Source organism: Bradyrhizobium sp. LMG 9283, from assembly GCF_045571415.1.
Lineage (GTDB): Bacteria > Pseudomonadota > Alphaproteobacteria > Rhizobiales > Xanthobacteraceae > Bradyrhizobium.
The window spans coordinates 8,539,968-8,552,691 of the sequence record NZ_CP120691.1 but is presented as its reverse complement, the minus strand read 5'-3'; the positions used below and the strand labels follow the sequence as shown (position 1 = coordinate 8,552,691).

Genomic DNA, 12,724 nt, shown 5'->3' with positions numbered 1-12,724 from the left:
GGGCGAAATATGGTGCAGGAGCCGCCGCTGAGCCATTGGCGGCTCGATGGATTTTGCGTTGAATAGAGACAGGCCCGGGGCGGCGATCACCCCGTTTCCGGGACCGATAATAAGGAGGGGAGTGGTTATGAGAACGGCATTTTGGCTGGCGGGCGCAGCGGCGCTGGTGCTGGCAAATCCGGCATTCGCCGGCGACACCATCAAGATCGGTTTCGTCTCGACCTTCAGCGGCCCGACGGCCGTGATCGGCAACGACATGCGCAATTCCTTCGAACTCGCGCTCGACCATCTCGGCCGCAAGATGGGCGGCAAGCCGGTCGAGGTGATCTACGAAGACGACGGGCAGAAGCCTGACGTGGGCAAGCAGAAGACCGAGAAGCTGGTGCAGTCCGACAAGGTCGATTTCATCGTCGGCTATATCTGGTCGAACGTGCTGCTGGCCTCGCTGAAGACCGCTGTCGACTCGAAGACCTTCCTGATCTCGGCCAATGCCGGTCCGTCGCAGCTCGCGGGCGAGCTATGTTCGCCTTACGTGTTCTCGACCTCCTGGCAGAACGACCAGACCCCGCAGGCGGTCGGCACCTATATGAACCAGAAGGGCGTCAAGTCGGTGTTCCTGATCGGCCCGAATTACGCCGCCGGCAAGGACATGCTGGCCGGCGTCAAGAGCACATTCAAGGGTCAGGTCGTGGGTGAGGAATACACGGTGTGGCCGAGCCAGCTCGACTTCTCTGCCGAGCTCTCCAAGGCGCGCGCCTCCGGCGCCGCGTCGATCTTCGTGTTCTATCCCGGTGCCGCCGGCGTGCAATTCCTCAATCAATATGCGCAGGCGGGGCTGAAGAGCACGATGCCGCTCTACACCGCCTTCACCATCGACGAGCTCTCGCTGCCGCTGCAGAAGGACAACGCGCTCGGCGTTCCCGGCGCGCAGCAATGGGTCAACGACCTCCCCAACGAGCAGAACAAGCGCTTCGTCGCCGACTACCGCAAGAAGTATCCCGGCCTGCGCCCGACCTTCTACGGTGCGCAGTCCTATGACGCCGCAAACCTGATCAACAGCGCCGTCGTTGCCGTGAAGGGCGACACCTCGAAGAAGGACGAGATGAGGGCCGAGATGGAGAAGGTGAACTTCAAATCGGTGCGCGGCCCGTTCAAGTACGGCAACAACCACATCCCGATCCAGAATTTCTACCTGCAGGACGTGGTCAAGGATTCCGAAGGCCAGCTCGCGCTGAAGACCATCGCCACCATTGTCGAGAACGACCAGGATCGCTTCCACGACAAGTGCAAGATGAAGTGAGCTCGCGCTTCTCCCTCTCCCCGCTTGCGGGGAGAGGGTTGGAGTGAGGGGGAGTCTCCGCGAGGACGGCTTCGGTCGAAGTCCTCGACAGTTCAACATCGTCATTGCGAGCGCGGCGAAGCAATCCAGAGTCTTTCCATGGAGGGATTCTGGATTGCTTCGCCGCGCTCGCAATAACGTGTTGAGAGATCGTCGTTCCAGCGGATATGTGACTCGCGGAGACCCCCCCACCCGGAATTTTTGCTGCCGCAAATTCCGGCCTCTCCCCGCAGGCGGGGAGAGGCGAAGAAAAGAGCGCCTACACCCTTGGCATGCTCGCCGGACGGACCTCGCGGGCCTGCGCTGCCAGCCTGATGCCGGCATTGGCTGCGCCAAAACCCTGATAGTTCCTGCGCTCGACGATCTCGAAGAAGAAGCGCTCGTCGAAGATGTGGGTGTAGACCTGGAAGAACTCGCTGTCGCCGTCGCGGTCATAGAGGATGTGGTTGGCGCGCAGCTGTGTCATCAGGTCCGGAGCAAGGTCGTATTTGGCTTCGATATCGTCGTAGTAATTGTCGGGGATATCCAGAAAATCCGCGCCGCGTTTGCGCATCGCGGCGACGGTGGCAAAAATATCCCGGCACGCGAAGGCGACATGCTGCACGCCTGAGCCGAAGAACTCCGAGATGAACCGCGCCGGCAGCGTGCGGTTGGCGGAGGAGCCGTTGAGCACGAAGCGCAGGCACTGGTCGGCGTTGATGATGGCCTGGCTCTGCACGAGACCTCTGGGATCGGCGATCTCCATCTGCGGCAGGCGCTTCAGGTCGAGGATGCCGGTGTAGAACAAGAGCCAAGACAGCATCTCGTCATAGGGCATCGACTGCGCGATGTGATCGACCGTCAGCAGCGCATCACCACTGGCGTCGCTCGTCACGGATTCGAAATCGGTGTCCCAGTTCTTGCCGGCCTGATCGAGGAAGTAGAGCAGGCTGCCGCCGACGCCGTGGATGGCGGGGATCTCCAGCTCGCCTGGCCCGACCGGCTGGTAGAAGGTGCGCGCCTTCAGCGCTTCGGCGCGCTGCATCGCGCGGCCGGCATTGTCGACGTCGAGCGCGATGGCGCAGACACCGGGGCCGTGGGTGACGTAATGCGAATGCGCAAAACCGTCGGTCTCGCAATTGATGACGAGCTCGACCTTGCCCTGCGACCAGCGCTCCACCGCCTTGCTGCGATGCTGGCCGGTCTTGCGGAAGCCGAGCTGCGAAAACAGCCGGGCAAGCTCGCCGGCCTTGGTCTCATTGACGGCGAACTCGACGAAGCCGGTGCCGCGGCTCTTCGCCTTCGGTGCCAGCGGCTCGCGGGCAAGCTTCGGCCAATCCGGTGCGAGCTGGCCCTCCAGCAGGATCAGCGAGCGCAGACCGTCGAGCGCGGTCTGTGCCGCCGACCCGGCGCGGAACTGGTCGTTGAAGATTTCCAGCGACAGTGGCCCGGCATAGCCGGTCGCAGCGATCGCGGCCATGAACTCGCCGACCGGCAGATCACCTTGGCCGGGGAAGGAGCGGAAGTGCCGGCTCCAGGAGAGGATGTCGAGCTCGAGCTTCGGTGCATCGGCAAGCTGCACCAGAAAGATCTTGTCCCCGGGAATCGAGGCCATCGCACGGGTCGGAAAGCCTGGGGCCAGCGCATGAAAGCTGTCGAGGATGATGCCGATCGCGGGGTGATCGGCGCGCCGCACGATCTCCCAGGCATCGCGATAGTCGTTGACGTGGCGCCCCCATGCCAGCGCTTCGTAGCCGACGCGCAGGCCACGTTTTGCGGCTAGCTCGCCAAGCTCGCGAAAATCGTCCGCGGCGCGGTCGATGCCGCCAAGCGAGGCGGGCGACACGTTGGAGCAGATCAGCAATAGGTCGGTGCCGAGCTCCTGCATCAAATCGAACTTGCGCATCGCCCGCGAGAGATTGCGCGCGCGCTGCGGCTCCGGCATGCCTTCGAAGTCGCGAAATGGCTGGAACGCGCAGATCTCGAGATTGAGGTCGCGGCAGAGCTTTGCGATGTCGCGCGGACCCGCGCCGAAGGACAGCAGATCGTTCTCGAAAATCTCGACCGTGTCGAAGCCTGCGGCCGCAATGGCGCGGAGCTTTTCGTCGAGGCTGCCTGAGAGGGAGACGGTGGCGATCGAGCGTTTGTTCATGCTGCGCTTTCCTCCATGGCGCCCCCGAGGAAGAGCTGGCCGATCCGCGGGTCGTTCAGGATGCGTTTGGCATCGTCGACCATGCGGGTCTGGCCGAGCTCGAGCACGATGCCGATGTCGGAGATCTCCAGCGCTGAACGCGCGTTCTGCTCGATCATCAGGATGGTGACGCCGCGGTCGCGCAAGTCCTTGAGGATGTCAAAAGTCTGCTGCACCATCAGCGGCGACAGGCCGATCGAAGGCTCGTCGATCAGCACGAGCTTTGGCTCGAGCAGCAGCGAGCGCGCGATCTCGAGCTGCTTCTGCTCGCCGCCTGAGAGCGTGGAGGCCTGCTGTGCCGACTTTCGGCGCAGCGCGGGAAACAGGTCGAGCGCCTTCTCGATCCGCTGGGGCAGATCGAGGCCCTTCTCGGCAGCGACGCCGCCGAGCTCGATATTGTGGCGCACCGACAGCTCGGGGAAGATGTTGCGGCCCTGCGGCACGTAGCAGATGCCGGCATTGAGCAGCGCGCGCTGGCTCAAATTGGTGACGTCGCGGCCGGCAAAGCTGATCTTGCCTTCGCGCAGCTTCAGGAGGCCGAAGATAGCTTTGAACACGGTCGATTTGCCGGCGCCGTTCGGGCCGATGATCGTCGTGATCGTGGCTGGAGGAACGGCGAAGGTGGTGCCGTTCAAGATCGTCATCTTGCCGTAGCCGCCGACGAGATTGTGGACCGAGAGGATCGGATCGCTCATCACTCGCTCCTAATGTCCGAGATAGGCTTCGATCACGGCGGGGTTCTTGCGGACCTCGTCGGGCCGGCCCATCGCCAGTACCTTGCCTTCCGCCATCACCATCACGCGCGAGCACAGCGACATCACGAACTCCATGTTGTGCTCGATCACGACGAAGGTGGCATTCTTCTCGCGGTTGATCGCGATCAGGCGCTCCTTCAGGTCAGCCAGCATCGACGGGTTGACGCCGCCGGCGGGCTCGTCGAGCAGCACCAGGCGAGGCCCGCCCATGAAGGCCATGGCGGCGTCGAGCAGCTTCTGCTGGCCATAGGAGAGACCGCCGGCGGGCTCGCTGGCGAGATGGTCGAGCTTGAAGAAGCCGATCATCTGGTTGGCGGCCTCCGTCAGCCCGGCATCGGAGCGGCCGATGAGGCGCGAGGCCATGTTGCCCTGGTGCTCCTGCCCCGCAAGGATCAGGTTCTCGCGCACCGAGAGCTTTGGGAACACCTGCAACAGCTGGAAGGTGCGGCTGACTCCGAGCTTGTTGAGCTCGGAGGGACGCAATCCCGTGACCAGCTTGCCATCGAGCTTCACCTCGCCGCCCGACGGCGTGAGCTGGCCGAGGATGCAGTTGAACAGCGTGGACTTGCCGCAGCCGTTCGGGCCGATCAGACCGAGGATCTCGCCCTCGCGGACATCGAACGAGACGCCGTTGACTGCATGGATGCCGCCAAAGCTCTTCTTGATGTCGGTGACTTCGAGGACCGCGCTCATTGCACCGTCTCCAGGCGGGACTTTGCGACCGCGCGCAGCGCGGACGCCGCCTTGGTACGCCGCGCCGCCATGTAGCGATCAAGGATTCCCAGAATGCCGGTCGGCGACCAGATCAAGAGCAGCATCACCGCGACCGCATAGAGCATCAGGTAATAGCCTTCGGTGAAGCGCAGCCATTCCGGCAGCAGCACCGCGATCATCGCCCCCAGGAACGGACCGAAATAGAAGCCGGCGCCGCCGACGATCACCATCATCAAAAGGTCCAGCGAGAGCGACAGGTTGAAGGGAACAGGATCGATATATTGCGTCAGCGGCGCGTAGAGTGCGCCGGCGACGCCGCCGAGCGCCGAGCCGATCGCGAAGGCCATCAGCGTGTAGCGGCGGGTGTCGACGCCGAGCGATTGCGCGCGCAACGGATTCTCGCGCAGCGCCATGAAGGCGCGGCCCCAGGGCGAGCGGATCAGCCACCACACCGCCAGCGACACGATCGCCAGCGAACCGAGGCAGACATAATAGAACGGCAGCGGCTTGTTGGTGGCGAGCCCGAAGATGTGCGGACGCGGAATGTTGGAGATGCCGTAGATGCCGCCGGTCAGCCAGCTCTCGTTGCGGAACACCAGGAAGGCGAGGGTGGAGAAGGCCAGCGTGACGAAGGCGAGGTAGTGGTGCTGCACGCGCAGCGCGGGATAGCCGAGCACCCAGCCGATCGCGAAGCTTAGGGCAATCGCGACCAGAATCGCGGCCGGCAGCGGCCAGCCATGCGTCGTCATGATCGCGGCGGTATAGGCGCCGATGCCGACGAAGGCACCCTGCGCCAGCGAGACCTGGCCGGCATAGCCGAGCGTGAGGTTGAGGCCCATCGCGGCGATGCTCATCACCGCCCACTGGCTGAGGATGAACAGGCCGTAGCGGTTGAAGTTCATGGGGACGATGATCAGCGCGGCGATGACGGCAAGGCCGAGCGCGATCTTCAGGGGTTTGGCGAAGCCGCTCATACGGTGCGCTCCTCGGCGCGGCCGAGCAAGCCCTGCGGCCGGAACAGAATGACGGCGATTAGGAACATCATCGGCACGGCGGCGCGGTACTGCGTCGAGACATAGGTCGCCGCGAGATTGTCGAGCACCCCGATCAGGAGGCCGCCGGCGATCGCGCCGCGCACCTGGTTGAAGCCGCCGACGATCGCGGCGATGAAGGCCGCCTGGCCCAGCACCTCGCCGGACGAGAACTTTGCAAGGTATATCGGTGTGATCAGCAGCGAAGCCAGCGCCACCAGGAAGGCATTGATCAGGAAGGTCAGCAGGATCATGCGCTCGACGGGGACGCCGATGATGCGCGCCACCGTCGGGTTCTGCGCCGCCGCTTGCATCTGATGTCCGAGCGAGGTGCGGTTCAGCAGCGTGGTCAGGCCAAGAACGGCGAGAATGGCGACGACGAGCACGCCGAGGCTCTGCAGCGAGACGGCGTGACCGAGGATGGAGATGTCGCCGGTCGGCACGATCGAGGGAAAGGGCGAAGCCTCGGCGCTGAAGAACTGCTTCACCGCTTCCTTGATCCCGATCGCGAGCGCCATGGTCGCAATCGCCAGCGGCAGCACGCCGTGGCGCATCATCGGATCCACCAGCAGCAGCTTGAAGGCGAGGCCGAGCAGGATCATCGACAGGAGGATGCCGAGGATGATCGCGAGCCAGAACGGCGCGCCCACATGCATCGCGGCCAGCATCAGGAACGCCGGCAGCATCACGAACTCGCCTTGCGCGAAATTGATGGTCTGCGAGGTCTGCCACAGCAGCGTGAACCCGACCGCGACCAGCGCATAGATGGCGCCGGTGGCTAACCCTGCGACCAGTAGATCGAATAGGTTGGACATTTTCCCCTCTCTCCTCTCCCTCGCCCCGCTTTTCTTCTCCCTCTTCCCGTTCTTACGGGGAGAGGGCAGGGGTGAGGGGCCTCTCTCCGCGAATTCAATTGTCACCCGTGACTGCGGAAGCATCCCTCACCCCACCCTCTCCCCGCGACAAGCGGGGAGAGGAAGAGGAGAGATCTCTCCCCGCATCCGCCTTCGCTGAAGCTTCGGCGAGACAGGTCCGGGGAGAGTCGAAGATTCCCTCACTTCAACTTCGGCAGCACCTGCTTCACGACCTGCTTGCCTTCGACCACCTCCACCAGAAAGCTCTGGCGATCGAGGTCGCCGTTCTGGTCGAAGGTGACGTCCATCAGGATGCCCGGTTCATCCGCGGCCTTGATGGTCAGGCCGTGCAGCGTGTCGGCAAACTTCTTCGGGTCGACCTTGCCCATCTTCTCGGTGGTGGCCTTCACCATGTAGACTGCGAGATAGCCCTTCAGGCCGTTATGATCGGGCACGTAATTGTACTTCTTGGAGAACCTCTCGCGGAACGCCTTGATCAGATCGACCGGCGCGTCGGTGGTGAGGCCGACATGGCCGCGCGCGCCGTTGGCGGCATCGCCGGCGAGCTCGATCACCTTCTGGCCGATCAGCGTGGTCTCGCCCATCAGCGGCGCGGTGACGCCCTGGCGCTTCAGCTCCTTGAGGATGCGCGCGCTCTCCTCTTCGTTGAGATAAACGAAAACGGCGTCGGGGTTCGCAGCCTTGATCTTGCCGACGTCGGCGGCGAAATCGGCCTGGCCAGCTTCGGTCGAGAGGTCGGCGACGACCTTTGAGCCGAGCCGATCGAGCTCCTTGACCACGACGTCGCGCCCGCCGCGGCCGAAATCGTTGTTGACCCAGACCACCGCGACCGTCTTCGCCTTCATCTCGTCGTGGATGTACTTTGCGACCTTCGGCATCGAGGATTGCTGGCCGAACGAGGTGCGGAACAGGAACTTGTTGCCGGCTTGCGTCAGCTCGGCGGCTTCACCGCCCATGATCTGCGCGATGCCAGCCTCGGCGGCGAGCGGCGCGGTCACTTTTACGGAGCCGGAATAGCCGGGCCCGAGCAGCACATAGGGCTCGGCGTCGAGGGCCTTCTGCACCTGGGCACGGGCGACGCCCGGGTTGGACTGCGAGTCGGCGTGGGTCACCTCCAGCTTGCGGCCGAGCACGCCGCCCTTGGCGTTGATCTCCTCGATCGCGAGGTCGATGCCGTTCTTCCAATTGGTCCCGACAGTGGCGCCGCCGCCGGAGAGCTCGGCGACGTCGGCGAGCTTGATCGCCTGAGCAAGGGCGCTCGTTGCCGTCATGGCGATGAGCAGCGCGCCCACCAATAGCGTTGATTTCATCGTCCTCTCCTCCCGTTTCAAATCTTGCGAGCAGCCTTGTGCCGGCCGCTTCGCCTCAAGCTGCCTGATAGGCCGCGCTGCGCGCAGCCATCACGGCGTCAAAAGCTTCTCCCATGACATCGGTCGATGGGACAAGGCCGGTGAACAGTTCGAATGCGTCGGCGGCTTGGTAGATCGCAAGCTCGCGCCCAGTCATGATTCGGGCGCCTTTCTCTCGCGCCGCTGCCAGCAGCGGCGTGATCAGCGGCGAATAGACGGCGTCGGCGACCCACAGGTCCGGCCTGAGCAGTGCCGCCGGCACTGGCATATCACGGCTCGGCAACATGCCGACCGGCGTGCCGTTGACGAGACCGGTTGCGCCATCGAGCGCATCCTCGACGGTTCCAGCCACCCTCGCGCCGCTCTGTCTGGCGAGCAGCGAGGCGAGTTTCTCGGCGCGTACCGGCTCGCTGTCGAAGATGCGGATGTCGGCCACATTCAGGCTCGCCAACGCGAATGCGATGGCCTTGCCGACGCCGCCGGCGCCAATCACGGCGACGGCGTTGCCGGACGGCGCCAGCAATGGCGCCACCGCCCGTGCAAAACCTGTGGTGTCGGTGTTGTGGCCGGTCAGCCGGCCATCCCTGACGACGACGGTGTTGACCGCGCCCATGCTGGCTGCGCCCGGCGCCAGCGCGTCGAGCAGCGGGACCACCGCTTCCTTGTAAGGGTAAGTGACGTTGACGCCGGCAAAGCCGAGCCGCCGCACGCCTTCGAGCATCATGCGCAGCTCGGTCGCATCGGCGCCAGCGACTTCGATGAGCTGGTAATGGCCGCGCAGGCCAAGCGCCTCGGCGGCGCGCTCATGCATGGCGGGGGACGCGGAATGCGCGATCGGGGCGCCGATCAGGCCGGTGAGAAGCTTCTTGCTGGCGGCGTATCCGCGCTTCGACATGGTTCGCTATCGTCTCGTTGGGAGCGTCCGGTCCCGGCCATTAGCGGGGAAACCCGCGCAATTCCAGCCGCGACGATAGTCTTTCCCCCGCCTAACACAATTACCCTTTTATCCGACAAACCTAACATCATGTTATTTCTTTCGCCCGCGTGCCAGGGTGCCCCTGCCATTGCCACGGGACGGCTCGACCGCGCGCATCTCGGTGCGCAGGGATTCGATGAAGTACTCCGCATGCAGCGACAGCGGCGTGCCGCGCTTGACGGCGATGTAGGTGTCGAACCGCGTCGGCTCGGTGATCTTCAGAAGCTCGATCCCGGGATAGCCGCCATGGGCGACTGTGAACTGGTCGATGATGGCGATGCCGAGCCCCGCCTTCACCAGCGCGCAGACCGTGGTGCCGAAGCGGGCACGGATGGTGATGTTGTAGTCGAGCCGGTGGCGCAAGAAGATCTCGGCCATGATCCGGCCATAGGGGTCGTTGGGATCGATGCCGATCAGGGGATAGCGGGTGATCTCGGCGGCGGAGACCTGCTTGCGGCCGGCGAGCTCGTGGCCCGGCGGGACGATGCAATAGAGCTCGCCCGACGCGAGCGGCATGAAGTCGAGCCCGGAATGCTCCAGCCGGTAGCTCATCGCGACGCACTCGCCGCGGCCGAGCAGGAGATAGTCGATGGCCTCCTCGAGCTTTAGGATGTTGATGTCGATGCCGAGATCGGGATAGCGGCGGCGGACGCGCTCGATCGCGCGCGGCACCATCACCTGCGAGATGCTCGGCACCGAGCCGATTCGCAGCTCCGACAGGCCGCCGCGGCCAATTTTGGAGATGATCTCGGAGAGGTCGTCGACCTTCTTGTAGACGCCGTTGATCTGCTCGAAGATGTTTTCGGCTTCCGGGGTCGGGAAATAGCGCCCGTTCTGGCGCTGAAAGAAGCGGATACCGAGCGAGCGCTCGGTGTATTTGACGAGACGGCTTATCCCGGGCGCCGAGACGTTGAGCAGCTTTGCCGCACCGCCGATGGTGCCTGTCACCATCACGGCACGGATCACTTCAACCTGACGCAGCGTCATCATAGCCCGAGCACCCGAAAGACGATCGCGGCGGCGATCTTCTCACGAGAGTGGCGATGTCATCCAGCGGCAAGTGGGCTGATGAGGACGGAGGCAAGTCCCGTGTCCCGGACGCGCTGCGTTGCGGCGCAGAGCCGGGGCCCAGAAAGCCAGAGAGGAAGTTGCGGATGGATGGGCCCCGGCTCTGCAGCGCATCGTCGAACAGACGCTGCGCTGCGTCTGGCACGCGAGCGCGGCCGCGTCATCAACTCTCCCCACAGGAGGAGAAGGAGCCAAAATTCGCTTTCAGAGTGTTCGACTAAAATCGCACGCGTTCAGATGGAATGGCATCGTCGCGCGATCTGTGGCTTCGGCGTCGTTCTTGCCGTAGCTGCGTTCTAGCTCGCCGGGCCCTCGGGCGACACGCGGTCATCCAGCTCCGCGCGCTCGCTTTGCAGCACCTCGCGCGCAAACTCGATGATCTTCTGCTTGTTGGCCGTTTCGCGGACGGCAAAAAACACGCGGTTCAATTCCAGGCCGAGCACGCTGTTGAGGGCGATGTCCTCGTCTTCCATCATTGATTTCCCGCTTCGTACGCTTCAGGTGTATCGCGACGTCAATTCTGCCACAAGTAGCTTAAATCTTCAGAGCAGATGAGCACCGGGAAACTACGGCCACAGCGAATTGAGGCACTCCACAAATACGTGCTATACGGAAGCGGCGAGGGGTCAGGAAATGCACCGATGTCCGCCGTAGACTATGGCCGGGAGGCGCTCGACTTCATTGAAGGCCTCCAGACCTACCGCAAGGTACCAGAGGCCATGAATGCGCTCGAAACGGCCTTTGGCCGCTTCGGCTTCGAAACCATTATCGTGACGGGATTGCCGAACCCCGACCAGCGGTTTGCGCAGATGGTGCTCGCCAAGCGCTGGCCTGCGGGATGGTTCAGCCTCTACACCGAGAACAATTACGATCGCTTCGATCCCGTGGTGCGGCTCTGCCGGCAATCGGTCAATCCGTTCGAGTGGTCGGAAGCACCCTACGATGCGGAACTCGAGCCCAACGCGGCCGAGGTGATGAACCGCGCCAGCGAGTTTCGGATGTCGCGCGGCTTCATCGTACCGATCCACGGGCTCACCGGCTATGAGGCCGCGGTCTCGCTCGGCGGCGTTCATCTCGACCTCAATGCCCGCAGCAAGCCGGCGCTGCACCTGATGGCGATGTATGGCTTCGACCACATTCGCCGTCTGCTAGAGCCGGTGTCGCATCCCTCGACGCGCCTCACCCCGCGCGAGCGCGAGGTGATCGCCTGGGCCTCGCAGGGCAAGTCGGCTTGGGAAATCGGCGAGATCCTGCACATCACGCAGCGCACCGCCGAAGAGCATCTTGCAACTGCTGCGCGCAAGCTCGGCGCCGTCAACCGTACGCATGCGGTGGCGCTGGCGATCCGGAACAAGATCATCACTCCCTAATCTAAGCGCCGTACTGGGAAATTTCCCAATACCGAATCTGCGCCTTTTCGCAGAATCTGCCTCCATTGAGGATGAATGGGGGTTTTCATGATTCACGCAATTTCCTCCGTAAATCGCCACCTTTATGAGGACGTAATCGAGCAGCATTTCCGGCTGCGTCATGACATCTTCGTCGAGGAGCGGCGCTGGGAGACGCTGCGCAGGCCGGATGGCCGCGAGATCGATTCCTATGACGACGAGGACACCGTCTACCTGCTGGCGCTGGAGGGGCGCCGCGTGGTCGGCGGTCATCGGCTCTACCCGACCACCAAGCCGTCGATGATGAGCGAGGTGTTCCCGCACCTGGCGGCGGTGCGCGGATGCCCCGCCGATCCGCTGATCTGGGAGTGGTCGCGCTATTTCGTCGTACGTGATCGCCGCGACGGCGCGCTCAACCTGCAACTGATGGCGGCTGTGCAGGAGTTCTGCCTCGATCAGGGAATCGCGCGAGTCAGCGCGATCATGGAGACCTGGTGGTTGCCGCGCTTCCACGAGTCCGGCTTCGTCGTCACTCCGCTCGGCCTGCCCGCTCTGGTGGAGAACGCGTGGACGATGGCGGCGACCATCGACATTCGTCGCGAGACTCTCGATGCCCTGCATGATCGTATTGGCATGGCTTCGGTCGTGCGTCAGGACGGCCCGCATCTGGATGCCGTCGCCCGTGCCAACCTCTGCGGTCTTGCTGCCGCGCAACGAAAGAGCGCCTGAGATGTCGAACATGATGCGGGACAGCCAGATCATGGCGCAAACGAAGGACGAGAATCTCTGCTACATGTCTGACATGGCGCTCGAGCTGGCGCAGATGGCGGACGATTCTGGATTGGCGACGCTCGCCTATCTGTTCCGGATGGCAGCGCTGGAGGCCTCGACGGCCAACAGCGTGCTCGCCGAGCCGGACGACCTTCCCCGGCAGATCACGTCGCACTAGACTTTCCTGTCTTCAGACGAATCTTGCACCCTCTCTTCGGCCCGCCGGCGAGAGGGTGTTCGTTTGGGTGCGGCAGGTTGCCCCAGCCTGCACGGCAGCTTTCTTGCAAG

13 protein-coding genes are annotated in these 12,724 nt (G+C 63.7%); 4 read left to right on the top strand and 9 right to left on the bottom strand.

What is annotated here, in order from left to right; genetic code table 11:
* Positions 1–127: 127 nt before the first annotated feature.
* Entirely contained in the window at positions 128–1,300 is a 1,173-nt protein-coding gene (locus tag P6U29_RS39910) for an ABC transporter substrate-binding protein (protein ID WP_407115555.1), read from the top strand.
* 298 nt (positions 1,301–1,598) lie between these two features.
* Here P6U29_RS39910 and P6U29_RS39905 read toward each other — a convergent pair whose 3' ends face one another.
* From P6U29_RS39905 to P6U29_RS39865, 9 genes are all read right to left on the bottom strand, one after another.
* A complete protein-coding gene (locus P6U29_RS39905; protein ID WP_407115554.1) occupies positions 1,599–3,470 on the bottom strand; it encodes a bifunctional sugar phosphate isomerase/epimerase/4-hydroxyphenylpyruvate dioxygenase family protein in 1,872 nt (623 codons plus the stop codon).
* Positions 3,467–4,204: an ABC transporter ATP-binding protein gene (locus P6U29_RS39900; protein ID WP_407115553.1), complete on the bottom strand. Its 738-nt coding sequence runs from the start codon at positions 4,202–4,204 to the stop codon at positions 3,467–3,469. The genes P6U29_RS39905 and P6U29_RS39900 overlap by 4 nt, the downstream gene beginning before the upstream one ends.
* A 9-nt stretch (positions 4,205–4,213) precedes the next feature.
* Complete coding sequence (locus tag P6U29_RS39895) at positions 4,214–4,957, bottom strand: ABC transporter ATP-binding protein (protein WP_407115552.1); 744 nt, start codon at positions 4,955–4,957, stop codon at positions 4,214–4,216.
* Positions 4,954–5,952, bottom strand: coding sequence for a branched-chain amino acid ABC transporter permease (locus P6U29_RS39890; protein WP_407115551.1), 999 nt, complete (start codon positions 5,950–5,952; stop codon positions 4,954–4,956). Before P6U29_RS39890 ends, P6U29_RS39895 begins: the two co-directional genes overlap by 4 nt.
* Entirely contained in the window at positions 5,949–6,824 is an 876-nt protein-coding gene (locus tag P6U29_RS39885) for a branched-chain amino acid ABC transporter permease (RefSeq protein ID WP_407115550.1), read from the bottom strand. Before P6U29_RS39885 ends, P6U29_RS39890 begins: the two co-directional genes overlap by 4 nt.
* Positions 6,825–7,063: 239 nt before the next feature.
* Positions 7,064–8,194 (bottom strand): ABC transporter substrate-binding protein, encoded by a 1,131-nt coding sequence (locus P6U29_RS39880; RefSeq protein WP_407115549.1) that lies wholly within the window; start codon positions 8,192–8,194, stop codon positions 7,064–7,066.
* A gap of 55 nt (positions 8,195–8,249) precedes the next feature.
* A complete protein-coding gene (locus P6U29_RS39875; protein WP_407115548.1) occupies positions 8,250–9,128 on the bottom strand; it encodes a shikimate dehydrogenase in 879 nt (292 codons plus the stop codon).
* 132 nt (positions 9,129–9,260) lie between these two features.
* The gene (locus P6U29_RS39870) at positions 9,261–10,199 is read right to left on the bottom strand and encodes a LysR family transcriptional regulator (RefSeq protein ID WP_407115547.1); all 939 of its coding nucleotides are present in this window, start codon (positions 10,197–10,199) and stop codon (positions 9,261–9,263) included.
* A gap of 374 nt (positions 10,200–10,573) precedes the next feature.
* Entirely contained in the window at positions 10,574–10,750 is a 177-nt protein-coding gene (locus P6U29_RS39865) for a hypothetical protein (RefSeq protein ID WP_407115545.1), read from the bottom strand.
* Between the two features lie 168 nt (positions 10,751–10,918).
* Between P6U29_RS39865 and P6U29_RS39860 the strand changes: the two genes are divergently transcribed.
* The 3 genes from P6U29_RS39860 (at position 10,919) to P6U29_RS39850 (ending at position 12,614) form a co-directional block, all read left to right on the top strand.
* Positions 10,919–11,647 carry an autoinducer binding domain-containing protein gene (locus P6U29_RS39860; RefSeq protein ID WP_407115544.1) on the top strand — a complete coding sequence of 243 codons (729 nt, stop codon included), beginning with the start codon at positions 10,919–10,921 and terminating at the stop codon, positions 11,645–11,647.
* Between the two features lie 87 nt (positions 11,648–11,734).
* Entirely contained in the window at positions 11,735–12,394 is a 660-nt protein-coding gene (locus tag P6U29_RS39855) for an acyl-homoserine-lactone synthase (protein ID WP_407115542.1), read from the top strand.
* Position 12,395: 1 nt separating this feature from the next.
* Positions 12,396–12,614: a hypothetical protein gene (locus P6U29_RS39850; protein ID WP_407115541.1), complete on the top strand. Its 219-nt coding sequence runs from the start codon at positions 12,396–12,398 to the stop codon at positions 12,612–12,614.
* Positions 12,615–12,724: the final 110 nt, after the last annotated feature.

What these genes read in the sequence shown, in the direction of transcription:
- P6U29_RS39875 (WP_407115548.1), bottom strand. Translation starts at nt 9,128, where the DNA reads ATGTCGAAGCGCGGATACGCCGCCAGCAAGAAGCTTCTCACCGGCCTG.
- P6U29_RS39870 (WP_407115547.1), bottom strand. Translation starts at nt 10,199, where the DNA reads ATGATGACGCTGCGTCAGGTTGAAGTGATCCGTGCCGTGATGGTGACA.
- P6U29_RS39895 (WP_407115552.1), bottom strand. Translation starts at nt 4,957, where the DNA reads ATGAGCGCGGTCCTCGAAGTCACCGACATCAAGAAGAGCTTTGGCGGC.
- P6U29_RS39850 (WP_407115541.1), top strand. Translation starts at nt 12,396, where the DNA reads ATGTCGAACATGATGCGGGACAGCCAGATCATGGCGCAAACGAAGGAC.
- P6U29_RS39905 (WP_407115554.1), bottom strand. Translation starts at nt 3,470, where the DNA reads ATGAACAAACGCTCGATCGCCACCGTCTCCCTCTCAGGCAGCCTCGAC.
- P6U29_RS39865 (WP_407115545.1), bottom strand. Translation starts at nt 10,750, where the DNA reads ATGGAAGACGAGGACATCGCCCTCAACAGCGTGCTCGGCCTGGAATTG.
- P6U29_RS39900 (WP_407115553.1), bottom strand. Translation starts at nt 4,204, where the DNA reads ATGAGCGATCCGATCCTCTCGGTCCACAATCTCGTCGGCGGCTACGGC.
- P6U29_RS39880 (WP_407115549.1), bottom strand. Translation starts at nt 8,194, where the DNA reads ATGAAATCAACGCTATTGGTGGGCGCGCTGCTCATCGCCATGACGGCA.
- P6U29_RS39855 (WP_407115542.1), top strand. Translation starts at nt 11,735, where the DNA reads ATGATTCACGCAATTTCCTCCGTAAATCGCCACCTTTATGAGGACGTA.
- P6U29_RS39885 (WP_407115550.1), bottom strand. Translation starts at nt 6,824, where the DNA reads ATGTCCAACCTATTCGATCTACTGGTCGCAGGGTTAGCCACCGGCGCC.
- P6U29_RS39910 (WP_407115555.1), top strand. Translation starts at nt 128, where the DNA reads ATGAGAACGGCATTTTGGCTGGCGGGCGCAGCGGCGCTGGTGCTGGCA.
- P6U29_RS39890 (WP_407115551.1), bottom strand. Translation starts at nt 5,952, where the DNA reads ATGAGCGGCTTCGCCAAACCCCTGAAGATCGCGCTCGGCCTTGCCGTC.
- P6U29_RS39860 (WP_407115544.1), top strand. Translation starts at nt 10,919, where the DNA reads ATGTCCGCCGTAGACTATGGCCGGGAGGCGCTCGACTTCATTGAAGGC.